Origin of the sequence: Arcicella gelida (genome assembly GCF_034931025.1) — a bacterium.
GTDB classification, from domain to species: domain Bacteria; phylum Bacteroidota; class Bacteroidia; order Cytophagales; family Spirosomataceae; genus Arcicella; species Arcicella gelida.
In genome coordinates, this window is record NZ_JAYGIL010000023.1 from 43,783 (window position 1) to 68,770 (window position 24,988).

A 24,988-nucleotide genomic window follows, 5' to 3' on the forward strand; every position below is an offset into this window, starting at 1 on the left:
TATTAAAATATATTTGGATGCATTATCAATATTTAATGACAATTTAAAGGTCTTTTTAAACAAGACAGCGAATAAAAATATTAGTAAATTTGACAATGAACTTAAAAATATTAATCCCGAAAACATTACTCCAGTATAATCTTCAATAAGTAAAAATCTCATATTATAGACAACACTAATATAAATATATAAGAATGCCATTGCATTAAAAATGGCTAAAAGTTTAATTATTCTATTAAAATCCATTGCAATCTATTTTGTTTTTTAAGTATTTAATTACAGACTCCTTGGTAATACCATCAATATTATAGTGATTGATTTTTTTAGGGCAGGTCGTTGGATAAGCAAAGCGTTCCTACAACCACTTAAAAATCTTACTTTACAAATCTATCAAATACCTAAGAATATCAGCCTTTCTAAACTGAGGAAAGTTTCAGATACTTTAACATTTTCAAATCCTAAATAAATCGAAGCAAAAGCCTTGATTATCTGTTATTCTGAGTCACTTGTCGTTTTTCGGCTGTTCTTTTGTGATAAATGAATTACTTTTGAGAAAATGCAACTTATTATACAATTATATCTAAGAATAATTAAAATATTTTGCTTTTGTACTTTCTTTTGAAAGATATTTCAACCGTTTCAAAACACTAAAACTAAACAACATGAAAAACGAACAACACTCATCTTCTTCACGCCGCCAGTTTTTAGGCACTACTTCGGCTTTGCTTGCTGGGGTAGTTTTGGGAGCTAACAAAATCTGGGCTGCTCCTGCCATTATTCGTAATCTCAATCAACCTAACTCGCTCATTAATGGCGTGCAAATTGGCGTTATTACTTATTCTTTCAGAGATATGCCCGACCAAAGTGCGGAAGCGACGCTTAAGTATGTACTGGATGCTGGCGTAAGTGCCATTGAATTGATGGGCGACCCGGCAGAGTCTTTTGCAGGAAAACCCAAAAATCCAGTGGATATGCGTGTGTTTTTCCCATTGATGAGAAAAAGAAGTGAGAAAAAAGAACTTACTGAAGACGAGCAAAAAACTTTGGCTGAAGCCGAAGCACAAATGAAAGCCTATAATGCCGAAGTGAGCAAATGGCGTTTGTCGGCTTCGATGGATAAGTTTGAACAGGTGCGTAAAATGTATAATGATGCAGGTGTGAAAATTTATGCTTTTAAACCGAATGCTTTCGGAATGCAAAATACGGATGCTGAAATTGAATATGGAATGAAAGCCGCCAAAGCTTTGGGAGCAAGCCAAGTGACGCTCGAACACCCAAGTAATGATGCTCATACCTTGAAATTGGGAACAATTGCTCAAAAGTACGGCATCAAAGTGGGCTATCATGGTCACGAACAACAAACGCCTACTTTCTGGGATACAGCTTTGGCACAATCACCAGCGAATGCTTTGAACATAGATTTAGGACATTTTGTGGCAGCAGGCAATCAGAATCCTGTAGATTTTATCAAACAAAAGCATGATAAAATTGTCAGTATGCACATCAAAGACCGCCAAACACCCGAACATGGCAAAGGCAATGTGATGTGGGGACAAGGCGATACGCCTATTACAGAGGTGTTGAATTTGATGAAAACCCAAAAGTATAATTTCCCTGCCACAGTAGAATTGGAGTACAAAATTCCAGAAGGTTCAACGTCTGTAGCGGAAGTAAAAAGATGTGTAGAGTATTGTAGAAAAGCTTTGAGTTAAAAAAATAGTTGTGAGAAAGTTTTCAAACTACTCACAACTATTTTTGATAATATTATACTGCTAATGTTTTATTGCGTTTGTACCATTTTACACCTTCAAACCAAATCACACTCGTAAAACCAATAAAAATACTTATGGTAATTTGGTTGAAACTAAGTGGCTCAAAATCAAAGAATTTTGTCAGAAATGGAATGAAAAGTAAAGCGGTCATTATTGCCATTGTGATGCTGATAATAATGAGTACTAAATTGTTTTTATAGCCTGAAGTTGTGATGATAGAATAATAAAAAGAACGATTTATAAGGGTTAAAAAAATGTTAGCCGTAATTAAAACCGTAAAAATCATGGTACGAGTAATGGCTTCATCATAACCTGAGTGGATTGCATATTGATAAGTAAAAAGTGTTCCAATCGTAATAAAAAGCCCTTGAATGATACTTGTTGCAAGTTCTTTCCAGCTAAAAAAAGAAGTAGTCATAGGACGAGGTTTTTGATTCATCAAATTTTTCTCTAAAGGCTCATTTTCATAAATAATTGAGCAAGTAGGTCCCATAATTAGCTCCAAGAAAATAATGTGTATAGGCGAAAAAATATTTGGATAAACCCAAGCCAAAGCTAAGGGAATGAAAACCGTCAGGATAATTGGAATATGAATAGAGATAATATACTGAATCGCTTTTTTGAGGTTAGTATAAATACGTCTGCCCATCGCTACAGCATCTACCATTTTTGATAAATCATCTTCTAATAGAATCAACGAAGCGGCTTCTTTGGCAATTTCAGTCCCTTTTTTACCCATTGCAATACCAATATGTGCTGCTTTTAAGGCTGGTCCATCGTTTACGCCATCGCCTGTCATCGCCACAATTTCATTTTGAGCCTTCAAAGCATTGATAATTTTCAGTTTTGCTTCAGGAAACATCCTACTAAATACTTGGTTCTCTATGACACTCTTTGCCAATTCCTCTTCTGATAACTGTATTAATTCATCTCCGGTGATGCTCTTTTCATAACCTTTAAACCCGATTTGCTTAGCAATAGCGGCAGTGGTAGCGGCATTATCGCCTGTCACAATTTTTACGGCGATTCCTGCATCATAAAATTTCTGAAGTACTTGTTGGATATTCTTTTTGGGCGGGTCATAAAATGCTACGATGCCTTTTAATTCAAAATCAAAATCTTCTTGATTTTGTGGGTAATCTTGTCCTTCAAAATTGGCAACGGCAACTGCTAATACTCTATAACCATCTTGAGTCATCGTTTTGATGGCTGCTTCAATGACATTTTTCTGAACGGATTCTACATTGGATGCTCGCATAATGGCTTCGGCTGCACCTTTTGTGGCGATGATTCGTTTGCCTTCTTTGTTTTCGAAAACATGTGTCATCATCGGCGGTTTTCCAGCCAAAGGATACTCATGCACCAATTTAAAATTAGCTCTTTCATCATGAGTACTAAAGTTTTCATAGGCTTTATGCAAAGCAATTTCCATAGGGTCGAATGGAATGGGTTCGCTTGCCCACATGGCTTGTTGTATCAAATCTTTTTCTTCATCCGAAAGTACTTCTACTTTTAAATCGACGATTTTTTGTGTAGATAAAACAAAAAGTTTTGCAAGCGTCATTTTGTTTTCAGTAATCGTCCCAGTTTTATCGGTGCAAATCACCGTTGCACTACCAAGTGTTTCTACCGTTTTCATTTGCTTTACAACGATACCCATTTTCATCAAACGCCAAGCACCCAAAGCCATGAAAGTTGTAAATGCCACAGGAATTTCTTCTGGCATAATACTCATTGCCAAAGTAAGGGCTTTGAGCAAACTGTCTAAAATATCTTTAGAATTCAAGTAATTAATCAACCAAACAATCAAGAAAACGATAGCACCGATAGTTACCATTTTCTTGACAAAATTGTTAATTTGTAATTCTAAAGGTGTTTTTTCTTCTTGAATACTTTCAAGGCTTTTGCCGATTTTTCCTAGTTTACTTTCATTTCCTACTTGCGTAACACTTACTACTGCTAAACCACTCACTACATTTGTGCCTTTGTAAATGACATTATTTTCTGAGTGAGCATCTTTTATTACGGCTAAAGATTCTCCAGTCAAGATTGATTCGTTCACTGAAAAATCATTTGAATGAACAATAAAACCATCAGCAGGAATAGAAGTACCTTCTTCCACAATCAGGCTATCGCCCACAACTAAATCTTCACTTTTAATTTCTATTTGTTCACCATCCCGAATTACTTTACAATTGGGTTCGTTGAATTCCTTGAGTTTTTCTAAGGCATTTCTACTTCTTGAATCTTGATATAATGAAATAGCAGCTTCGAAAATAATGGCGAATGATAAGAAAAGTCCATCACCAATACTTCCACTAATAAAATAAATGCTGGCTGCTACAAACAATAAAATAATCATGGGTTCTTGCACTAAACTTTTCAGTGCAAACAAAAAGCCACTTTCTTTTTTATAGTCTAATAGATTTTTACCAAATTCTTTTCTGGCATTTGCTACTTCTGTAGCCGACAAGCCCTTTATTTCAAAATCATCTATTATCATGTTAGAAGGCCAGGTTTATTATTTCTTACGGAGTTTTAATATTTGATTATTCAGTTTTGTTAGCAAAGTATTCTCTTGCTTTTCATATTCAATTTCGCCGATTAAAAAACCATAAGGTTTCAAAGATTCGATATGGTCGCACACAATTTTTAAAATGGCTGTCAATGGTATCGCTAAAATAATTCCCGGAATGCCCCAAATCAGTTCACCAACTACTAAAGCAATGATGGTAAAGAGCGGATTGATTTTTACTTGTGGCCCTAAAATAAGTGGTTCTAATACCCAACCTTGTATAAATTGAACCGTTGCATAAACGGCTACAATACCGCCAAGCACAGAAATAGGCGCACCGTGCAATGCCGTTACCAAAACCGTAAGCGTTGTACCAGTAATGTTTCCGACGAAAGGCACAATTTCTAATAAACCACAAAGAATGGCAAAAAAGATGGCATTTTTTACGCCCAAAATACTAAAACCTATGCCGTACATTATCCATAAGCAGACAATCATTTTTGAAAGTCCGAGTAAGTATTGCTGAGAAACTGCTGTTGCCTTACCAAGAATTTCGCTCATTTCTTGTTGTTGTGCGGGTTTTGCCAATTTCAAGAAAAAATGTTTGATATGTTTACGATAATACAAAAGAAAAAAAACGTAGGCAAGTAATAAGATAAGGTTCGTAATCAGTGAAGTAATAGAGGAAAAAGTCAATTGCATAATACTACTGAGCGAAGGCTGTTCTTGCTTTAATATTTTAGATTGTTGTTCAACCGAAATACCAAGATGATTGAAGATGTACTCTTGAGCTTCAACACCCGAAGCAACCGCTTTTTGTTTAATTAATTCAACATCGTTGACCAATTCAGCAATTTTCCAAGCAAGTAAAGCCACTAATCCCGACATAATAAACACCAAAGTAAGCAAGCAAATAAAAGCTGCCAATATTTTAGGAATGCCATATTTTTCAAGAAGATTACTGAATGGAATAAAAAGTGTAGCCAAAATACTGCCAATAAACAAAGGAATCAAAAAGGCTTTTGCAAAAATTAAACCTGCAATAACGAGAAAGATAAGGACTATTTTTTTGATAACAGAAGTATTGGTGATGGTCATATTAATTTTTCGTTTAGCAAAAGTCCAAATAAATTACTTGGACTTCACAAGATTATTTCTGAAAAATAATCGCTTTGCAATTTTCAAAATATTTAGGGTTTATCATATCGTGTAAGTCATTTTAGGTATTTTTTTTGAAAAATTTATTAAGATAGTACTACTTAAGCTTTAGTCCTGTAAGCAAGAAATGGCGGTCTATGACATTTCAGGAACAATAATTTCAAGCGCATCAGGAATGACGTTGGCATTTACTTCTTTTACTTTCCCCAAGTATTCGCCATCAATTTGGAAATGCACTTTTCTAACGGAACGCATTTTAAGTGATTTTGTCTGAAAAATTTCAATTTTTTCAGCATCGTATCCATCTTTCAGAAATGTCATTTTAAAGATTTCAGAAGGAGATATTTTTTTCAAAACTACCACTTCAAATAAACCATCATCTAATTTACCGATTGGGTTAATTACCGCACCACTTCCGTATTGTGTAGCGTTGGCAATCACAATCATTTCTGCTCTTAGCTGATGGATTTCCCCGTTAGTTTCTACTTCAATCTGTATCAAAGGGTTTTGCCAAAGTACTTTTAAAGAGGCTATTAAATAGCCCCACATTCCTCTAATTCCTTGATGTTTAAATTTTTTCATCGCATAAGCATTCAGTCCAATATCGCTCAAATGAATACATAATTGTTCATTGATATTGATTAAATGGACTTTCTTCGTTATGCCAGTCAGTAGCGTTTCCAAGGCTTTTTCTGGGTTATTGCTAATGCCTAATTCTTTTGCCAAGCCATTTGCAGAACCTGCTGGGAGTATCCCTAATGGAATATGACTATGAATTAAAGATTCTGCAACCAATTTTACCGTTCCATCACCGCCAACAGCTACAACTTGGCTAGGTGCAAACTGTGATATTTTTTCTTTAATGCCCTCGATGGTACAATTCTTTTGTAAATCATATATCTCAATGATTGTTTTTTTTAAGATAAAGTATTCAGCGATTAATGAAGACCAATCTCTGGAGCTACTCCCAGCACCAGTATTGATGACAAAGAGTATTTTAAGGGTGTGTTTTTCAAGCATAAATAACTCGTTCATAATTGCGATAAGCAATCTATTTATTACCTTTCAATTTTATATTATTATGACTAAAAAATCATACCAAGCCCCTGCCACCGTAAAAGTATATCATGGATATGGGCATCAAGATAACCTTATTGTTTATGGTCATGTTTTAGCAGGAAAACCGCCAAGAGTTTCCACAAGTAATGGCGTTCTATCAAATATCAATCATTTAATAAAAGTATTTTCTGTAAAACCTATTGCTGGTGTTAGAGTACGCTTAAGATGGGAGAATCAGTCTTTTTATAGCACCACAGCCAAAGATGGTTTTTTTAAGTTTGAATGGAAATCCACCCAAAAGATTACTGCGGGTTGGCATGATGTATCGGTGGATTTAGTAAACCCTGAAAATAAAATATTAACTACTGGCGAAGGTAAAATTTTTATACCAGAAGCTACTCAATATGGATTTATTTCTGACATCGACGATACCGTACTGGTTTCGCATTCGGCTTCGACGGGTAAAAAGTTAAGAGTAATGTTTACTAAAAATCCATTAAGCCGAAAAACCTTTGCCGATGTCGTGAAGTTCTATAAATTACTTTCATTGGCTCATACCGAACCCAGTTTATTGAATCCTTTCTTTTATGTATCTAGTAGCGAATGGAATTTGTATGACGATTTGAACGTCTTTTTTAAGCATAATCAATTACCCAAAGGTGTTTTTTTATTGAACGAGATAAAACGTTGGTATCAATTATTAAAAACAGGAAAAACAAAACACCAAGGAAAGTTGATTAGAGTAGTAAGAATATTTGAAGCCTTTCCGAAGCAACGCTTTGTATTGTTGGGGGATAATTCGCAAAAAGACCCCACTATTTATGCAGCAATTGCCAATAAATATCCTGATAGAGTAATGGCAATTTATATTAGAAATGTTAGTCCTAAAAAAGTAGAAATCACTTCATCCTTGATGAATACTATAAAAAATAAAGCTATTCATACTTGTCAGTTTGAGCATACAGACCAAGCCATTTCTCATGCAAAATCAATAGGATTAATTGTAGATAGTTTTTATAAAAACTGACAATAATCATAATGCTTATGTGAGGAATGTTACAGTAAATGGTGGCTACTCAGCCTACATTTGTTCTCAGTATTTTGCAAATAAACCACAACCATGATGAAAGTAGAACAAATTTATACTGGATGTTTGGCTGAAGCAGCTTATTACATTGAGTCGGAAGGAGAAGTAGCTATTATCGATCCATTACGTGAAACAAAACCTTATATCGACCGTGCAGAGCGTGACAAAGCACAGATTAAATATGTCTTCGAAACCCATTTTCATGCTGATTTTGTTTCGGGACATTTAGATTTAGCGGCAAAAACAGGTGCAAAAATTGTTTTTGGTCCCACTGCTAAACCAGCTTATGAAGCCATCGTTGCGGAAGATGGACAAGTATTCAAACTTGGCAAAATCAGTATCAAAGTATTGCATACGCCAGGGCATACGATGGAATCGTCTTGTTATTTATTGATGGATGAAAGGGAGAAAGAAGTTGCCATTTTTTCAGGCGATACGCTATTTATTGGCGATGTTGGTCGTCCAGATTTGGCACAACATGTGATAGCTGACTTAACGGAAGAAAAATTGGCAAGCTATTTGTATAATTCTTTGCACAATAAAATCATGCCTTTATCGGATGATTTAATTGTCTATCCAAACCACGGAGCAGGCAGTGCCTGCGGGAAAAATATGAGTAAAGAAACCACTGATACATTGGGGAATCAAAAGAAAGTAAATTATGCTTTGAACCCCGCATTGATGAAAGAACAATTTATAAAGGAAATTTTAACTGGTTTGACTCCGCCTCCAGCCTATTTTCCTAAAAATGTGTTGATGAACATTAAAGGTTATGAAAGTTTGGATACGGTGATAGACCGAAGTACCAAAGCTTTATCTCCTGAAACTTTTGAAACCGTAGCCAATGAAGTTGATGCTCTTGTTTTAGATGTTCGTGATGCGTCTATTTTTGCCAAAGGTTTTATCCCAAAAGCCATTAATATTGGTTTAGAGGGACAATTCGCTACTTGGGTTGGCACTTTAATTCCAGATTTAAAACACCCAATTTTGTTAATCACTGAAAAGGGAAAGCAAGAAGAAGCCATTATTCGTTTAGCTCGTGTAGGTTATGATAATTGTATTGGCTTTTTAGAAGGCGGTTTTGAAGCTTGGGAAAAAGCAGGAAAGCCAATAGACCAAGTACAAAGCTTATCTGCTGAAGAGTTTAGTCAATTATTCAAAGAAAACCCAACATTGGCATATTTCGATGTTCGTAGGAAGAATGAGTATTTGTCTGAACACGTTGTTGGTATTGAGAATTTACCTTTGGAAACGCTCAATGCCAATATGGCACAGCTCAAAAAAGAAGAGCTTAACTATATTCATTGTGCAGGAGGCTATCGTTCGATGATTGCCATTTCAATCTTGAAAGCTCGTGGTTTTGATAATTTGGTAGATATAAGTGGTGGTTTTTCAGCCATCAAAAAAGTAGGCAAATTAGCAGTGACGGATTACGTTTGTCCAACTTCGCTTTTGTAATAAATCTATCATTATACTTTTTAAAAGGGTTTAATATCTTCTGGATATTAGACCCTTTTTTATTTCTGTAACATTTATCACTGACAAGCTAGAGGAAGATTTTGCTATTTTACACTCTCATATTTTAAAATTATTCATCATGAAAAAAAGATTGTTCTCAAAATTTGCTTATTGGCTTGTGGCTATATTTTTCGTTTTATCAAGTTGCTCAAATCCTCAATCCGTTAAAAATATTGATAGTGACGAATTCAAAAAAATAATCGAAAGTAGCAATGCTCCGCTTGTTTTGGATGTAAGAACAGATATGGAAGTAGCATCAGGAGTTATTCCAGATGCTATGCAGATAGATTATACTGACGATAATTTTGAGCAAAAAATAGCACAATTAGATAAAAATAAAACGGTATTTGTATATTGTGCTACAGGAGGAAGAAGTGCTGCGGCTGCCAGTGTTTTAGCAGGAAATGGGTTTAAGCATGTTTATAATCTTGAAGGTGGTATTGAAGCGTGGAAGGAAAAAGGTTTTTCGGTTGTAAAAAATAATAATTGATTGTCGTGATGAAATCTTCAGAAATACAAAAAACACTTAGTTCTTTGTCTTCCTCTTTTCGGTGGTTGTCGGGTACGATTGTCGCATTAGCATTACTTTTTGTTGTTTTTATATTTCAAATGACTTTGAGCGAAGTTATGCCTAATCAAACTGTAACCAGTACAGAAAATAAGCCAACTCTTGTAATACCTGATTCAAATTTTACGCATTTATGGCAAGCTCCAGCCGACTGGCGATTGATGCAAGTTGACCCTGAAACGAAGAAAAAAATACAATATGGCGAACAATTGATTGCCCATACCGCAGAGTATTTAGGACCAAATGGAAGTGTAAGAACAATATCTAATGGAATGAATTGTCAGAATTGTCATTTGGATGCGGGCAAAAAAGCTTGGGGAAATAACTATGGAGCAGTTGAAGCTACTTATCCTAAATTTAGAGCTCGTTCTGGTAAGATTGAAAATCAAATTAAAAGAGTGAATGACTGCTTTGAAAGAAGTTTGAACGGAAAAGCTTTAGATTCAAACAGCCGAGAAATGCAAAGTGTTTTAGCTTATATTAAATGGTTGGGGTCGGATGTTCCTAAAAAGAAAATACCTCGTGGAGCAGGTATTTTTAAAATTCCAATGTTGAGTCGTGCCAGCGACCCCGCCAAAGGCAAATTGGTTTATGAAGCAAAATGCCAAACCTGTCACCAAGCCAATGGAGCAGGAGTACTAGCCGAAAATGCAAAAGCTTATACCTATCCACCTTTATGGGGAAAACATAGCTATAACACAGGTGCAGGTTTGTACCGAATCAGTAATTTAGCGGGTTACGTAAAATATAATATGCCTTTGGGCGTAAATTATGATAGTCCGCAATTAAGCAACGAAGAAGCTTGGGATGTGGCGGCTTTTATTAATTCGATGCCAAGACCTGAAAAGGATTTAAGTAATGATTGGCCAGATATTGCCAGCAAACCCTTTGATCATCCTTTTGGACCTTATTCCGACCCTTTTTCGGAAGAACAACATAAGTTTGGTCCTTATAAAGCCATCAAAGATTGGCATAAAAGCCATGATAAAAAGAAAAATCAACTTAGTAAAACCCCAATAGCATCCTTATGAAAAATGTATTTATGGGCATTTTTGCCTTATTATTAATGGCTTCAAGTTCATTGATGGCACAAAAACAGACAAGTATGAAAGAACACAAAATCGTATTTCATTTATCAACAGCAGATACTTCTGCTTATCGTTCTTTAACGAAACAATTAAATAATGTTTTGGCAGTTTGGACGGACGCTAAATTAGAAGTAGTGATTCATAACAAAGGCATTGATTTTATGCGGAAAGATAAAAGTGTTTTAGAATCAGAAATTCAAGCATTGAAAGATAAAGGCGTAATTTTTGCCGTTTGCGAAAATACCATGAAAGCTCAGAAATTATCAAAAGACCAAATTTTACCACAAGCCATTTACGTACCTGTTGGTTTGATAGAATTAGCGTTAAAACAAGAAGAAGGTTGGTCTTACATTAAAGCAGGGTATTAATTTTGGTCAGTGTAACATTTGTCACAAAACTTGGTTGGGGCTTTTTATAATTTTGAATTAATAACAATTCAAAACCATTAATGACCAAACGATTGAGAGTCTTTTTGCCCATTATCTTGATGATTTTGCTTCAAGGTTTTGGGCAAAATTCTTTAGCTTTCACTGTGAATCCTAAAGATTCCATCAACATTAAAGATTTTTTTATAAAAGGGAAGTGGAGTGGACAAAGCCGATTAATGACAATGGCTACCGACAACGAAGAACATCTTTCTGATTATGCTGCCACAGCCATTGGTTTTGGCTTGGCTTATCGTACTTTGGTATATAAAGGTTTTCAGTTTGGGATAAGTGCTTTTGTAAACCAAAATATTAATTCTCCAAATTTTACCAAAATAGATTCTTTAACGAAAGCAGTCAATCGTTATGAAATAGGCTTGTATGATGTTGCGGATGTTAATCGAAAAGATTTATTGTTTCGTTTACAAGATTTTCACTTAAAGTATCAATTCAAAAAAGGGACAATTATCTTAGGAAATTATTTGCCTAAGAATTTATTTATTAACCAACAAGATGGCAGGATGTCGCCAACTTATGTGCAAGGTGTTGGAATAGACTGGAAAGTAAATAAACAATGGAAAATCAAGTCCGATTTGATTTGGCAGATTTCCCCACGTTCTACAACTCATTGGTATTCAGTTGAAAAATCCTTAGGTTATTATCCCTCTGGTGTAAATCCAGATGGGAGTAAATCTCAATATGCCAATCAAACACAAAGTGCTGGTCTTGGCATTTTAGAAATTTATTATCAACCCAAACCACAAATTACGATAATTTTAGGCGACATGTTGGTTGAAAATGTTTTCAATACAGCTTATCTGAAAACAGAATACAGCTTGCAAAAAGTAAATCATCGTTGGTTTTTCGGTACTTTATTAGTTCGACAAAATGCTACAGGAAATGGTGGAAATACTGATATTGCCAAAGCGTATTTTCCAGTCAATAATCGTTCATTGATTATCAATAATCGTTTAGGATATACTTTTGATACTTGGGAAAGCTCATTAAACTTTGGAAGAATTACGGGCGAAGGACGTTTTCTAATGCCTAGAGAATGGGGCGTTGAACAATTTTATACCTTTTTAGCCAGAGAAAGAAATGAAGGTGCGGGCGATGTTTGGGCTTATTCAGCAAAATTAGGGAAATCATATTTCAAGAAAACGTTGAAAGTAGAATTGGGCTATGGATATTATCGTTATCCAGATGTGAAAAATACTCGTCTTAACAAATACGGTTTTGCAGATTATACACAGTTTGTTGGCAATATCAATTATCAGTTTTCAGGTTTTTTTAAAGGACTTTCGGCACAAGTATTATTTGTTAGAAAAGATAATCGAGGAGAAACGTACAACAATAAACGTTATGTAATTAACAAAGTTAATATGTCGCAATGGAATGTGATTTTCAACTATCAGTTTTAATTTAAGAGGCTGTTTTCATTGAAAACAGCCTCTTAAATCACTATTCTCCTAACCAAGATTTTAAAATTTGTTCTTGTAATGGCGTTGATTTTTCTAGCCTTCCAATACTTAATTTTCTTTTTCCATTCAATTCTATTTCTTCTTTGATTCCTAGTCCAGCGAAGGCTAAATATTTACGATAATCCAACTCTTTGGTTGTATTAATGTATTCAAAAACATTTGCTAAAGACGCACCGGCAGCTTGTTCGCAAGCGGTTTGGAATTCGGCATCGGTAAAGCCACGATTCAGTTTTTTATAATATTGCCAATACAATAAACGCATCACATCATCCAATGATTTCGTATTCTGACTAGCATTTCTGATAGCGAAATCTAGTAATAAACCAACCAAAGGACCTTTGTCGTAATATGAAATTGTTTTGCCAACTTCTTCGCCTTGTGTACCAAAAGGTCCATCTTTCCAAGTGTTATAACTCGCCTGACTTAACGATTGGTAAAAACGTCCATTGTTATTTTCTACGGCATTGATATTATGTTCTAAATTATTGAAAAGCGTTTTTTCATCCATCAAGCCAGCTCTTTTTACGACTAAATATTCGTAGTAAACGGTCAATCCTTCACTTATCCAAAGTAAATTACTTCTGCTTCCTTTGTCATAATCAAAAGGGCCTAATTCAAAAGGACGAATGCGTTTTACATTATAATGATGAAAGTACTCGTGTGCCAAAAAATTCATTACTTGTCCCATTGAAGCCGTGGTTGTCAGTCCTGTTCCGTCAAAACTCACCGTAGTATTATTCAAATGTTCAATCCCTCCCCTTCCTGGACCAATTCCAATAAAAGTATATTCATTATAAGGAATATCTCCCATGATTTTTACCGCTGAACCGACAATTTTTTCAAGATTTTCATTGAATAAATCACGGTTAAAAGTACCCATTTTATAGGCAATAAATTGATGATTTATGCCCTTTACTTTAAAGCTAGGTAAGGATTCTAATTCGCCAATTAGTAAAGGACAATCATACAAAATATCGAAATCAGGTGCTGTAAATTCATTACTTTTCCCTGCTACTTTATCTAAACCAGTAGCAATCACATGCTTTGACTGATTCGTTAAAACCTTTACACTAACGGGAGTATTTAAAAATCCATCAACATACAAAAAGGTATTTGCACAAATTACATAAGCATGTTCGCTGTCTAAATAACTATTTGCCACAAATTGTCTTTTCGTTTTGATGTCATAGCTAACCGTAAAATTTTTGTTTTTAGCACCAGTAAGCTTCCAAGTATTTTCATTGCTTTGTACAATGTTTAGTTTTTTGCCTTGTTGGTCTTTTGCCGAAATATTTTCTAGCGATTTGGCATAATCCATTATTTGATAATAGCCCGGCATCCACTTTGGCATTTTCAGCGATAAAGTATCTTGCGACCAGCCATTTCCTTTTAACTCTACATGAAATGTATGATTTTCAGGCTGAGGCATTGATAATGTATAAGCTAACGTTTTTTTGTTTTGAGCTTTAGCAGTAAGAGTAATTGTTGTAGTGAAGATTAATAATAATATGAATGAAACATATTTTGGGAATGTATTCGTTTTTTTCATTTCGATAAAAAGCCTTGTTGAAGAAGATGAATTTAGGTTGGTTTAATTTCCAAATATTCATCATTATTCTTGAAAGACAAAGGAATCCTCAAAATTCAAGTAATTATACTTAATGATGAATGAGTAAGGGTTGAGAGCTATTTAATCAAAAGACAATTCTTCATTAAATCCATTGCATATTTTATATAACCCGTTTCGATAGATTTTTTACCGTTGATAATGGCATAAAAAGTATTCACTTGAGATTCTTTCAAGGATAAATGTTTCATCATAGAATCTCTGAATCTACCCGACCTAAATTTTGCATTGCGTCCTCTTTGAAGGGTTTTCCATTGTGCAGTAAGTATGGCGGGGACAAATGCTTTTTCTTCCATGTTTGCTATTAAATTCCAGTGCAATTTACGATTTATTTGGTTTCCCCCACGAGTTTTCTCATGGTTAATCGTGTTTAAGTTAAGTACTTTGGACTTTTTAGTTTATTATGAATGTTGGCTTAACATTCCTGTAAAAAGAAAAAAGATAGCCCTTACGAGACTATCTTTTTTGCAACAATAACCCAATTTATTCAAATATTAATATCCCGGATTTTGTTTATACAAACCGTTAGTGAAAGTAATTTCCGCCTGTGGAATTGGTAAATACTCATCTCTGCCTGCCGTAAATTTAGCAGTTGCCAAATAGGTTCTTTTAGCTTTTTCTACATTGATGTAGGCGTTCAACGTTGATTCTGCTATGCCCCAACGAACTAAATCAAAGAAGCGTGAACCTTCCGTGGCAAATTCTAAACGACGTTCCCATTGCAAAGCCTTACGAGCAAAATCTTGTGTCCAACCCGTTGTTGAATACTGTTTTACATTGTATTTTGAAGCAAAAGTGCCATCTGCTTTTTTCAATCTAGCAGTACTTTCTGAAGCTCTTTTTCTGATTTGATTGATGATAGGCAATGCTTTATCTTGCTGTCCTAGTTCAATATACGCTTCTGCTTGAATCAATAAAATATCATCATATCGAAGAATATCATAGTTTTTGGCAGTTCCCATAAATGGTCCTAGTTTGAAATATGAACCACTTGTCGCTAATTGTTGGAAACGCATCGAGTGGAAATTTCCATAAACACCCGCATCACGCACCCAGCTATTGCTGAAAGGTTTTGTGTTATCGTACTTATATGGATGTCCGTCGATACCAACTGTATGGTCAAGACGTGGGTCAACCGTTGCACTTGTTAAATCTACATTTCCAGTGTTAAAAGTATCGAATTTTGGTAAACCATTTTCATCTGTTGTGTGTGCATTTACCAAGTTTTGGCTTGGTGCATGAAAACCGCAACAGCCATATTGAGGCGCTCCGTGTGGGTAATTTAAACCATCTTCGAAACTCAAACGACCAGCAGTTGTTCCATCATTAATAGTAAACTGAATCGCAAAAATTGATTCTGGTCCATTTTCAGTTTCTGGCACAAAATTGTCAGCGATGTCGTTACTCAAACTGTACTTCCCTGAAGAAATCACTGCTTGGGTTAAATTCACAACTTCTTGTAATCTCGTTTTATTGATATTGGTTACTTTGTGCGTTGCGTCCTGTTCATAAGCTTGATACAACTTTAATTTTGCCAAATACGCCTGTGCCGCTACTTTGTTTGCTCTTCCAATTTCAGCTTGATTGGCTGGTAAATTATCTACTGCAAATTGAAAATCAGCAGCAATTTTATTCCAAGATTCATCATTGCTCAAGGTATTTGATACTTTCAAAATGTCTTCTTCTGTTGCTGTTTCGTCAAAAATTGGAATATTTTTGTACAAAAGCTTCATCGTAAAATAACTATGGGCTCTCAAGAAACGTAATTCCGCCAAACGAATCTTTTTGTTCGGATAATTACTTTCAGAAAGTGTATTCACCGCACGCAAAGCCACATTACATCTTGAAATTGACTTAAAAAGGTTTTGCCAAGTACGTGTTACAAACGAACCCATTGTTGGCGTAACCAAATTATAATGCTCTAGTGCATCAATTTCACCAACGTCGCCTGTTCCACCGCCACCTTTGTAGGCATCGTCTGAACGAACACTTCCATAAACCCAATTGCTGTAGATTGGACCAATCATGTCGCCATTACCAATTGCCGCATAAGCAGAGGTAACCAAGCCATCAATGGCTGTTGGAGAAGTTAAATCTGAGGATGATAACACACCCGTTGGCGTGTATTCTAAGGCATCTTTACAAGCATTTAAGCTAAGTAAGCCTGTAATTAATATGAGGGAAAATATCTTCTTTTTCATTTTTTGAATCTGAGTTTGAATTTGTGCTTTAGGCTGTATGCTATAAGCATTAGGCAATTTTAATAAAGCCTACAGCTTAAGGCTTATAGCTTAAAGCCTAGAATGACGCATTAACACCAAATGTGAACGTTTGTGGAATTGGTACTGGACCAAGGTCTATGCGTTCTGGGTCTGGGCTTTGGTAAGTACTACTTTTAATCCAGAATAAGTTTTCAGCCATTACAAAGAAGCGAAGTCTTGAGAAAACCGTCTTTGTTGGAAGCGTATAACCTAATTGTACGTTACGTAATTTGAAATACGAAGTATTTACCATGAAGTAATCAGAAGTACGTCCTTCGTTGTTGTTGTCTTTCAAAGTCAATGCTGGAACGGTTGTGTTGGTATTTTGAGGTGTCCAACCGTTGAATACTCCTGGTCCAACATTTTCTCTACCCTTCATCAAGTTATTGAACAAAGTATAAACATCAAAACCTGTTCTACCTGCTACTCCTGAACCAAAAATAGCGATGTCAAAGTTTTTGTAAGAAGCATCAATTCTTAAACCGTATTCTAGTGCTGGAAGTGTTGTACCAATCCAAGTTCTGTCTAAGTCGTCAATTTTTCCATCGCTGTTAATATCTACGTAACGAATTCTACCCGGTCCAGCTCCTACTTGTGCAGGTGCGGCATCTACTTCTGCTTGCGATTGGAAAAGTCCGTTTGTTTTGTAACCAAAAATATCAAATTGCGAATGTCCGATGATTGTATTGACCAAGTTTCCTGCATAAGCTGGACGAACATTTTCTGGTAATTCAGTGATTTTATCTCTGAAATGTGCAAAGTTTGCTGTAACATTATACTTCAAACCATTTTCAATTTCTCCGTGATAACCCAATACAAATTCCCAACCTTTGTTAGATTTTGATGCACCGTTTACTGCTTTCGACTGTCCTTCGCCCAAAGCTGAAGCTACTGGAGGAGTAATTAAAATACCTGATGTTTTACGAGAGAAATAATCGAATGAACCAGAAATTTTATTGTTTAAGAAAGCAAAGTCAACACCAGCGTTGATTTCTTCTGTACTTTCCCATTTCAAAGCAGAGTTTGCTGCTTGTGTTTGTACAAAACCAGAAGGCAAAGTTCCTGTATTAGCACCCGACAAAGAGTATGCCGTTCCGATATTCATATATTGTTCCCAGAAACCACCAGATAATTGTGCTTGCGTAGTTCCATATCTTGTATCAAACAAACCAAAACGAGCTAAATCTCCGATTTGTTGATTCCCCACACGTCCTACACCTACTCTTGCTTTTAATTCAGTGAATAATTTACTGTTTTTCATGAAATTCTCTTGGTCAAGTCTCCAACCAAAAGATGCCGCAGGGAAAATACCATATCGGTTATCTGTACCAAAACGAGAAGAACCATCACGACGAATAGTTAATGCTAACAAATACTTATCTTCTAAATTATAATCGACACGACCAAACTGAGAGAACAAACGATGACCCGTAGAACCACCAGAAACCGTTGTATTACCAGTACCAGCATTCAAGGTAAAGTAATCTTCTGTTTGCAAAGCGTAACCTTCTTTTTTAGTAGCTTGGAAATCTAAATCTGTTTTGATGTATTCTGTTCCTACCAAAAATTTGAAGTGATGGTCAGTATTCAAATCCCAGTTATAACGCAAAGTATTCGACCAAGTAGTACTGATAAAATGGTTTTGATCAAAAAGTAAACTATTCGTAGTACGGTTGAAAGCACCTTCCGAGAAAGTTGGTGTAATTACTTTGTTCAAATATCTTGAATCGTCTGCACCAATATTACTTTTGAAAAACAAGTTTTTAATCGGTTGAACTTCAATGAAAATATTTCCGAAAGTACTCAAACGATTCGCATTATTCCATTTTGCGATGTCTTGCATGTGCAATGGGTTATTTCTGTCTGAATATCCACCGCCAGAAGCACCCGCATAAGTAACGCCATCTTTTTGATACACAGGAATGGTTGGTACAAGCGTAACCGCTAAACCTGTTGTACTAGCGCCCCCTAAATCGGTTGATGTTAAAGTTTCATTTGAATTGGCAATACGCAAACTAAGACCAATTTTTAATTTATCATCAAAAGCACGAGTAATGGCGTTGATACTTCCATTAATACGGTCATAATTGGTAAACTTCAACATACCTGTGTTTTTCAATTGACCAAAGTTTACTTCGATTGAAGAAGCCTTATTTCCTGTTGAAATCGTAAAGTCATTTCTAGTAACAATACCCGTTTTATACATTACATCTTGCCAATCTGTATCGCCAACTGGAGTATTTGGGTCGCCACCAACGAATGGTTTTACTGAAACACCATTCAAGATTGGGTTAGTAAAGCTTTTGTTCCAATCGAAATTATAGATTTCTCCATAACCAGCAGCAGGGTCTTGTCCGTCGTTTACTGAAGCTTGCCAAAGTGCTCTACCTCTGTCAACAGCATTCAACATTTTAAAACGCATTGCTTTTTCAGACTGAACAGAAACGCTACTATTGAATTGGAATTCAACTTTTCCGTTGGTATTTCCGCCATTTTTCGTCGTAACGATAATTACACCATTAGAAGCACGAGCACCATAAATTGATTCCGCAGAAGCATCTTTCAATACTTGTACAGACTCAATGTTGGTAGGACTGATGTTTTGGAATACTTCTGGACGAGTAGTAGGAATTCCGTCGATGATATACAATGGGTCGTTATTTCCTAAAGTATTCGCTCCACGAATTAAGATTCGGCTATTTGAACCATTTGGTGAGCCGTCTTTTTCAATGTACAAACCAGCCACACGACCTTGCAAAGACTGCATCGGGTTACCTGAGCTGATATTTTTTAACGGTTTCATATCCACTACGGCTACTGCTCCTGTTAAATCTTGCTTTTTAGAAGAAGTATAACCTACTACTACAACTTCGCTCAATTCTTTCCCAGCAGTAAGTGCAATAACAATATTGCTAAGTCCTTTAATGGAAACTTCTTTGCTGTTGTAACCTACGTAAGATACTGATAATGACGTTGCACTTTCAGGTACTGTTAAGGTAAAAGTACCTTCTGCATTACTTGTAACACCCTTTGATGTTCCTGTAACAAGTACGTTTGCCCCAATAAGGACTTCGTTCGATTCGGCTGCGATTACTTTTCCCGTTATTGTTCTTTGCTGAGCAAAGGCAAAGTGGGTAGTAATAAACAGCATGGTGATGCTGAGTAAATAGTTTTTCATATTGAAATTGTTTAATTAAAAAGGTTATTTTATATGTTAGAAAAAGAGTTTAAGTGCGCTTCAATCATTGTTTTTACTTCGCTTTCATTAATGTTGGGAGTAGCACCTTGATAAGTAGCTACTAACGAACCCATAGCACAGGCGAATTGTAAGCTTTCTGTAGGACTATTGTTGGCTAATAAATTCTTGAGCAAACCTGCTAAAAAGGCATCTCCGCTACCTATTGTATCTTTTACCGTTACTGGAAAGCCTTCGTTTTGATAAAAAATACCATCTTTCAACAGAATTGCACCATCGGCTCCGAGTGTTACACAAAGTATTTGAATGTCAAATCGTTTGGCGATTGCCTGCATGGCAATTTCTAATTCCGTAGATTCTTCACACCAAGTAGCAATTTGAATGAGTTCTTGCTCATTCATTTTCACCATATTGGCTATTTTTAAATAAGAAAAGATAAGTTCAGGTGTGTAAAATGGCGTTCTGAGATTCACATCAAATACTTTGAATTTAGCTTTTTCCAAAAGTGTATTCAAGGTTTGAGCCGTTTGCTCACTGCGTGCCGATAAACTACCAAAAATAAATACCTCTGAATTTTCAACAGCTTCAATTAAACTATCTTCTACTTGGATATAATCCCAAGCAACAGGATGTACAATTTTATACGTTACTTCATTTTCATCACTTACATTGGCTTTTACAACACCTGTCAAATGGGTTTTTCCATGTTGAACAAGTTCGGTTGACAAACCTTTTTCAGTGATAAATTGTATCAATTCTTCCCCTAGTTCATCATCACCAACACGGCTGATTACGCTTGGGTTAAGTCCTAAATTTTTTAGTTGAACGGCTACATTCATGGGCGCTCCACCCGCTTGTTTGCCCGTGGGAAGCACATCCCAAAGCATTTCGCCAAAGCAAATGATAGTTGGATTAGTCATTCTTTCAATTGTTTTAAGGTTAAGGTTTTATTGCTTAATGAAGCACTACTGCTCTTTCCATGCCTTCCAAAGAAGTTCCTTTGGTTTCAGGCATTACTTTCCAGACGAATAATAATTGTAAAATCATCATCGAAGCGAAGAAAGTAAAAGTGATTCCACCTCCAAAAGTTTCGGCGATATAAGGAAAAGTAAAAGTGATGATAGCGGCTAAAATCCAGTGCGTGAAACTACCCAATGCTTGTCCATAAGCACGTACTTCGTTCGGGAAAATTTCTGAGATAAACACCCAAATAACAGCCCCTTGCGAGAAACCAAAAAAGGCAATAAAGATGAATAGATAGAAAGAAACATTGATGCCGATATTGCCACTAAAAAATGCCTGAGCAACCAAAACAAGCGAAGTAATCAATCCTAAAGAACCCCAAAACATCAATACTTTTCTACCGAATTTATCAATCAATGAGATACCAACAAGTGTTGAAACAAGATTGATTAAACCAATGCCAGCCGATGATAAAAGCGCTGAATCTTTTCCTAAACCTGCCATTTCAAAAATACGTGGCGCAAAGTAAATAATGGCGTTGATTCCAGATACTTGATTAAAAACTGCGAACAATACCGCCAACATAACGGGCTTGCTATACGCTGGCTTGAATAAATTGGTAAAGCTATTTGAAGAGTGACCTTTTGCCTGATTTTGAATGGCTTCGATAATGTCTTCAGCGGTGTCGGCATCAATGGTAGCTAAAATTTTTCTGGCGGTATCCACTGCCCCTTTTTTCAAAATTAACCATCTTGGACTTTCAGGAATGACTAAAACCGTCACTAAAAACAGTACTGATGGAAATGCTTGTACACCCAGCATCCAACGCCAAGCGTTTTCGCCAATATCAACCAACAAGTAATTTGAAAGATAAGCAATCAAAATACCGAACACTACATTGAATTGGAACATGGCTACCAAACGCCCTCTTTTGTGTGCAGGCGCAATTTCCGAAATATACATGGGTGCTACCACCGAAGAAACCCCAACGCCTAATCCGCCAAGAAATCTAAATACTAAAAAGATACTCCAGTTGGGTGCATAAGCCGTTCCTAATGAAGAAAGTAAATACAAAATAGCAACTAATAATAAGGTTGTTCTTCTTCCGTATTTTTCGGCTGGAATTCCACCGATTAAAGAACCTAAAACTGTTCCTATTAAAGCGATTGAAACCGTTACGCCGTGTTCAACAACGCTTAGATTCCATAATTTTTGAAGCGTTTGCTCTACGCCTGAAATTACTGCGGTGTCGAATCCGAAGAGAAATCCTCCTAAAGCTGCGGATAATGCCCACAAGAATATTTTAATATTTTGATTCATGTTAACTTTTGGTATAAGTTTTTTGATGAACCAAAATTAGTACTTAGGATAACGAAGGGCTGTCAGTATTCTTTCAAAGAGTATTTAATTTGATACATTGTTTTAAATATTTGATAGTCAACAATTTAAACATATTTAAAATAATTGAATCATTAAATTTGATACAGTATTTTAATAAATGTTACATCAAGAATTTCGCCATTCTGATGGTGTTTGGTTAGTCTTTTGTTTAAAGAAAGTAGTGAAATAACTTGGGTTATTAAAGCCTGTTTCATACGCTACTTCGGCAATGGTTTTATCGGTTTCTTTTAATAATGCTTTGGCTTTTAATAATTTAAAATCTGCTATATAATCGGTAACATTTTTATTCGTCAAAGCAGAAATTTTGCGGAATAATTGTACTCTCGACATTCCCAATTCTTTACTTAATTTCTCTACTGATAAAGAGCTATCGTTCAGATTTTTTTCAATCAGTAATTCAAATTCTACTAAAAATTTACGTTCTGTTTTTTGAATTTGACTAGGATTGGTGATTTCACTTGAAAAACGGCGACGCATTCTATCTCGGTTTTCTAAAAGTCCTTTGATTTTTTCTTCTAATAATTGCTGATTAAACGGTTTTGAAATATAAGCATCTGCACCTGCTTTTGCTCCTTCTATTTGGCTTTCCATTTGTCCTTTGGCGGTCAGTAAAATCACAGGAATATGCGAAGTACGGAAATCATTTTTGATTTTTTGGGTCAACGAAAATCCATCCATTTCTGGCAACATCACATCACTGATGATTAAATCTGGAATATTATTCAGGATTTCTTCCCAACCTTTTTCCGCACTTTCTACGGGAACAGTATTATAAGCAATTCTTAATTTTTGAGTCAAGAATTGGTTTAAATCTTGATTATCCTCAATCAACACAATCGTATTATCATGAACTACAGAATTATTTATGAGCATCGGCGTGATGGGTTCAACGCTTTCACGCAAATAAGCATTTTCTTTAACCGACTCTTTTTCAACACTTTGACATTCGACATAAGGCAAAATGATTTTAAACGTTGTTCCTTTCCCTTTTTCAGATTCTACTTCTATATCTCCTTGATGAAGCGAAACGAATTCACGAGAAAGCGCCAAGCCCAAACCTGTTCCCAAAGAAATATTTTGGTTGCCACGATAAAATAAATCGAATGCCCGCTCTTTTTCTTCTTTACTCATCCCGATACCATTATCCGAAATCAAAATCTCTATTTTCTCAATATTTTTTAAGAGTGAAATGTGTATTAAACCGCCAATTGGCGTGTATTTAAAGGCATTTGAAATAATATTGAAGAGTACTTTGTCCAATTTTTCAGCATCGAAACCGAATGGCATTTGCGCAAATGGACAAATAAATTGTAAGTCGATGTGCTGTGTTTTTGCTTTTACATTAAAATCGGAAACGATGTCTTTCACAAAAGCTACCAAATCTTGTTGACTTACTTCCAATTCCATTTTGCCTGCATCAACTTTTCTTAATTCTAGCAGTTGATCAACCAAGCGGAGTAATCTATTGGCATTTTTATAAATTAATTGAAGTGCATTTTTGGTTTCTTTTGCATCCACAGACTTACGATGTAAAATATCTTCCGTAGGTGTTAGAATCAAACTCAAAGGCGTGCGAAATTCGTGCGAGATATAAGAGTAAAAGCGTAATTTATCTTCTGTAGCTTGTCGGGCAAGTTGCGAAATTCGTTCAATTTCATCTTTCTGCTCTAAAATCGCACGATTTTGGTTGGCTAAAACTTGATTCGATTTCTGTTTTTCTCGTAAAAGATAGAATAAGATTCCTCCAAGAGAAATAACCACTAGTAAAAAAATAACGGTTAAATAAAGTGTATTTTGTTGGGTTGAAAAGATACGAGTTAGCTCTTTTATTTTACTAGCTTGTCGTTTAATATCATCTTGTTGTTCTTTTATTTTTTGGTATTGAGCCAACATAATGCCTACGTTTTCTGCATTGATGATGGTCGTAAATAATTGATTTTCCTTTTCAAAAGGTTGTTTATTCAAAATTTTAACAGCTGTTTTGATGGCTTCTTCACCACCTGTAGGATATAAAATGGTTGCAGAAATAATACCTTTCCTCACCAAATCAATGCCTTGATTTGCACCATACAAACCATCAACACCAATGATTTTTTTATTCAAATTCAAACTTTTACAAACGTTTGCGATGGCATGAGCCAATCTGTCATTGTGTGCATAAATCAAATCGACATTAGGATGCTGACTTAGAAAAGCACGAATTTCTTCTTGAAAATACTGTGGTTGTCTCGCTGAGAAAAGCGATTTCACCAATTTTAATTGAGGATTTTGATTAATTACTTTCAGAAAACCTTGATGTCTGTCAATCGTCGGAGATGTTTTTGCCCCTTCGCCTACTTCAAAAATTGTTCCTTGTCCTTTCAGGATGATGTTTGCATAAATCCCAGCATTTTGCCCGATGAGTTTATTATCAGCCCCCACAAAAGCCGTATATTTTTCAGAAGTAGTTTTGCGGTCAACGATAACTACAGGAATCCCTGCATCGAACGCTTTTTCAATGATAGCCGTTAGCGGTTTGGCTTCGTTGGGCGTAACGATGATTAAATCTACTTTATCGTCAATAAATTGCTGAATTTGAGCGATTTGCCTAGCACTATTGCTGTTTGCATTGGCGATAGTCATCCCGATATTATTATGAAAAGCCAATTCGCTTTCCATTCCATCTACCATTGTTTTACGCCAATTATCGTTCATCGTACATTGGGCAAAACCAATTTGAAAGGTCTTTTTTTCGGACTTATTACAAGCATATAACATCAAGATAAGCGATAGTGCTACAAATATTTGATAGATTTTTCTCATCTCTTTTCTGTTATAAAATGGTATAAATTTTTGAGTTTTGTTTCAATGATAATGCTAAAATACGAAA

At 35.6% G+C, this 24,988-nt stretch carries 17 protein-coding genes; 7 read left to right on the plus strand and 10 right to left on the minus strand.

All coding sequences use genetic code 11. The annotated features are described in order from the left end of the window. Positions 1-662: 662 nt before the first annotated feature. Positions 663-1,712: a sugar phosphate isomerase/epimerase family protein gene (locus VB776_RS17055; RefSeq protein ID WP_323698081.1), complete on the plus strand. Its 1,050-nt coding sequence runs from the start codon at positions 663-665 to the stop codon at positions 1,710-1,712. Positions 1,713-1,764: 52 nt separating this feature from the next. Here VB776_RS17055 and VB776_RS17060 read toward each other — a convergent pair whose 3' ends face one another. The 3 genes from VB776_RS17060 to VB776_RS17070 all read right to left on the minus strand — a co-directional run bounded on the left by VB776_RS17060 (position 1,765) and on the right by VB776_RS17070 (position 6,480). Beyond that, a complete protein-coding gene (locus VB776_RS17060; protein WP_323698082.1) occupies positions 1,765-4,275 on the minus strand; it encodes a cation-translocating P-type ATPase in 2,511 nt (836 codons plus the stop codon). 18 nt (positions 4,276-4,293) lie between these two features. Then, positions 4,294-5,385 (minus strand): AI-2E family transporter, encoded by a 1,092-nt coding sequence (locus VB776_RS17065; protein WP_323698083.1) that lies wholly within the window; start codon positions 5,383-5,385, stop codon positions 4,294-4,296. Between the two features lie 195 nt (positions 5,386-5,580). After that, positions 5,581-6,480, minus strand: coding sequence for a diacylglycerol/lipid kinase family protein (locus VB776_RS17070; RefSeq protein ID WP_323698084.1), 900 nt, complete (start codon positions 6,478-6,480; stop codon positions 5,581-5,583). A 46-nt stretch (positions 6,481-6,526) separates the two neighbouring features. On the opposite strand from VB776_RS17070, the gene VB776_RS17075 reads away from it, so the two are divergent. From VB776_RS17075 to VB776_RS17100, 6 genes are all read left to right on the plus strand, one after another. Then, positions 6,527-7,531, plus strand: coding sequence for an App1 family protein (locus VB776_RS17075; RefSeq protein ID WP_323698085.1), 1,005 nt, complete (start codon positions 6,527-6,529; stop codon positions 7,529-7,531). 96 nt (positions 7,532-7,627) lie between these two features. After that, a complete protein-coding gene (locus tag VB776_RS17080) occupies positions 7,628-9,049 on the plus strand; it encodes an MBL fold metallo-hydrolase (RefSeq protein WP_323698112.1) in 1,422 nt (473 codons plus the stop codon). 139 nt (positions 9,050-9,188) lie between these two features. Further along, positions 9,189-9,599: a rhodanese-like domain-containing protein gene (locus VB776_RS17085; RefSeq protein ID WP_323698086.1), complete on the plus strand. Its 411-nt coding sequence runs from the start codon at positions 9,189-9,191 to the stop codon at positions 9,597-9,599. 8 nt (positions 9,600-9,607) lie between these two features. Further along, a complete protein-coding gene (locus VB776_RS17090; RefSeq protein ID WP_323698087.1) occupies positions 9,608-10,708 on the plus strand; it encodes a c-type cytochrome in 1,101 nt (366 codons plus the stop codon). Further along, entirely contained in the window at positions 10,705-11,133 is a 429-nt protein-coding gene (locus VB776_RS17095) for a DsrE family protein (protein ID WP_323698088.1), read from the plus strand. Before VB776_RS17090 ends, VB776_RS17095 begins: the two co-directional genes overlap by 4 nt. Positions 11,134-11,213: 80 nt before the next feature. Next, positions 11,214-12,611 carry a hypothetical protein gene (locus tag VB776_RS17100; RefSeq protein WP_323698089.1) on the plus strand — a complete coding sequence of 466 codons (1,398 nt, stop codon included), beginning with the start codon at positions 11,214-11,216 and terminating at the stop codon, positions 12,609-12,611. Between the two features lie 40 nt (positions 12,612-12,651). On the opposite strand, the gene VB776_RS17105 is transcribed toward VB776_RS17100, so the two are convergent. The 7 genes from VB776_RS17105 to VB776_RS17135 all read right to left on the minus strand — a co-directional run bounded on the left by VB776_RS17105 (position 12,652) and on the right by VB776_RS17135 (position 24,921). Further along, positions 12,652-14,220 carry a M61 family metallopeptidase gene (locus VB776_RS17105; RefSeq protein WP_323698090.1) on the minus strand — a complete coding sequence of 523 codons (1,569 nt, stop codon included), beginning with the start codon at positions 14,218-14,220 and terminating at the stop codon, positions 12,652-12,654. 137 nt (positions 14,221-14,357) lie between these two features. Beyond that, entirely contained in the window at positions 14,358-14,594 is a 237-nt protein-coding gene (locus VB776_RS17110; RefSeq protein WP_323698091.1) for a hypothetical protein, read from the minus strand. Between the two features lie 198 nt (positions 14,595-14,792). Further along, positions 14,793-16,499 (minus strand): RagB/SusD family nutrient uptake outer membrane protein, encoded by a 1,707-nt coding sequence (locus tag VB776_RS17115; RefSeq protein WP_323698092.1) that lies wholly within the window; start codon positions 16,497-16,499, stop codon positions 14,793-14,795. Positions 16,500-16,596: 97 nt separating this feature from the next. Continuing rightward, positions 16,597-19,737 (minus strand): SusC/RagA family TonB-linked outer membrane protein, encoded by a 3,141-nt coding sequence (locus VB776_RS17120; protein WP_323698093.1) that lies wholly within the window; start codon positions 19,735-19,737, stop codon positions 16,597-16,599. A 29-nt stretch (positions 19,738-19,766) separates the two neighbouring features. Continuing rightward, positions 19,767-20,675, minus strand: a complete 909-nt coding sequence (locus VB776_RS17125) for a carbohydrate kinase family protein (RefSeq protein ID WP_323698094.1) — start codon at positions 20,673-20,675, stop codon at positions 19,767-19,769. 34 nt (positions 20,676-20,709) lie between these two features. Continuing rightward, positions 20,710-22,053: a sugar porter family MFS transporter gene (locus VB776_RS17130; RefSeq protein WP_323698113.1), complete on the minus strand. Its 1,344-nt coding sequence runs from the start codon at positions 22,051-22,053 to the stop codon at positions 20,710-20,712. A gap of 171 nt (positions 22,054-22,224) precedes the next feature. Continuing rightward, the gene (locus VB776_RS17135; RefSeq protein WP_323698095.1) at positions 22,225-24,921 is read right to left on the minus strand and encodes a substrate-binding domain-containing protein; all 2,697 of its coding nucleotides are present in this window, start codon (positions 24,919-24,921) and stop codon (positions 22,225-22,227) included. Positions 24,922-24,988: the final 67 nt, after the last annotated feature.

Bases quoted from the DNA above. Each gene is read 5' to 3' on its own strand.
- VB776_RS17135 (WP_323698095.1), bottom strand. From the start codon at position 24,921: ATGAGAAAAATCTATCAAATATTTGTAGCACTATCGCTTATCTTGATG.
- VB776_RS17055 (WP_323698081.1), top strand. From the start codon at position 663: ATGAAAAACGAACAACACTCATCTTCTTCACGCCGCCAGTTTTTAGGC.
- VB776_RS17060 (WP_323698082.1), bottom strand. From the start codon at position 4,275: ATGATAATAGATGATTTTGAAATAAAGGGCTTGTCGGCTACAGAAGTA.
- VB776_RS17080 (WP_323698112.1), top strand. From the start codon at position 7,628: ATGAAAGTAGAACAAATTTATACTGGATGTTTGGCTGAAGCAGCTTAT.
- VB776_RS17115 (WP_323698092.1), bottom strand. From the start codon at position 16,499: ATGAAAAAGAAGATATTTTCCCTCATATTAATTACAGGCTTACTTAGC.
- VB776_RS17100 (WP_323698089.1), top strand. From the start codon at position 11,214: ATGACCAAACGATTGAGAGTCTTTTTGCCCATTATCTTGATGATTTTG.
- VB776_RS17085 (WP_323698086.1), top strand. From the start codon at position 9,189: ATGAAAAAAAGATTGTTCTCAAAATTTGCTTATTGGCTTGTGGCTATA.
- VB776_RS17065 (WP_323698083.1), bottom strand. From the start codon at position 5,385: ATGACCATCACCAATACTTCTGTTATCAAAAAAATAGTCCTTATCTTT.
- VB776_RS17095 (WP_323698088.1), top strand. From the start codon at position 10,705: ATGAAAAATGTATTTATGGGCATTTTTGCCTTATTATTAATGGCTTCA.
- VB776_RS17125 (WP_323698094.1), bottom strand. From the start codon at position 20,675: ATGACTAATCCAACTATCATTTGCTTTGGCGAAATGCTTTGGGATGTG.
- VB776_RS17090 (WP_323698087.1), top strand. From the start codon at position 9,608: ATGAAATCTTCAGAAATACAAAAAACACTTAGTTCTTTGTCTTCCTCT.
- VB776_RS17105 (WP_323698090.1), bottom strand. From the start codon at position 14,220: ATGAAAAAAACGAATACATTCCCAAAATATGTTTCATTCATATTATTA.
- VB776_RS17110 (WP_323698091.1), bottom strand. From the start codon at position 14,594: ATGGAAGAAAAAGCATTTGTCCCCGCCATACTTACTGCACAATGGAAA.
- VB776_RS17075 (WP_323698085.1), top strand. From the start codon at position 6,527: ATGACTAAAAAATCATACCAAGCCCCTGCCACCGTAAAAGTATATCAT.
- VB776_RS17120 (WP_323698093.1), bottom strand. From the start codon at position 19,737: ATGAAAAACTATTTACTCAGCATCACCATGCTGTTTATTACTACCCAC.
- VB776_RS17070 (WP_323698084.1), bottom strand. From the start codon at position 6,480: ATGAACGAGTTATTTATGCTTGAAAAACACACCCTTAAAATACTCTTT.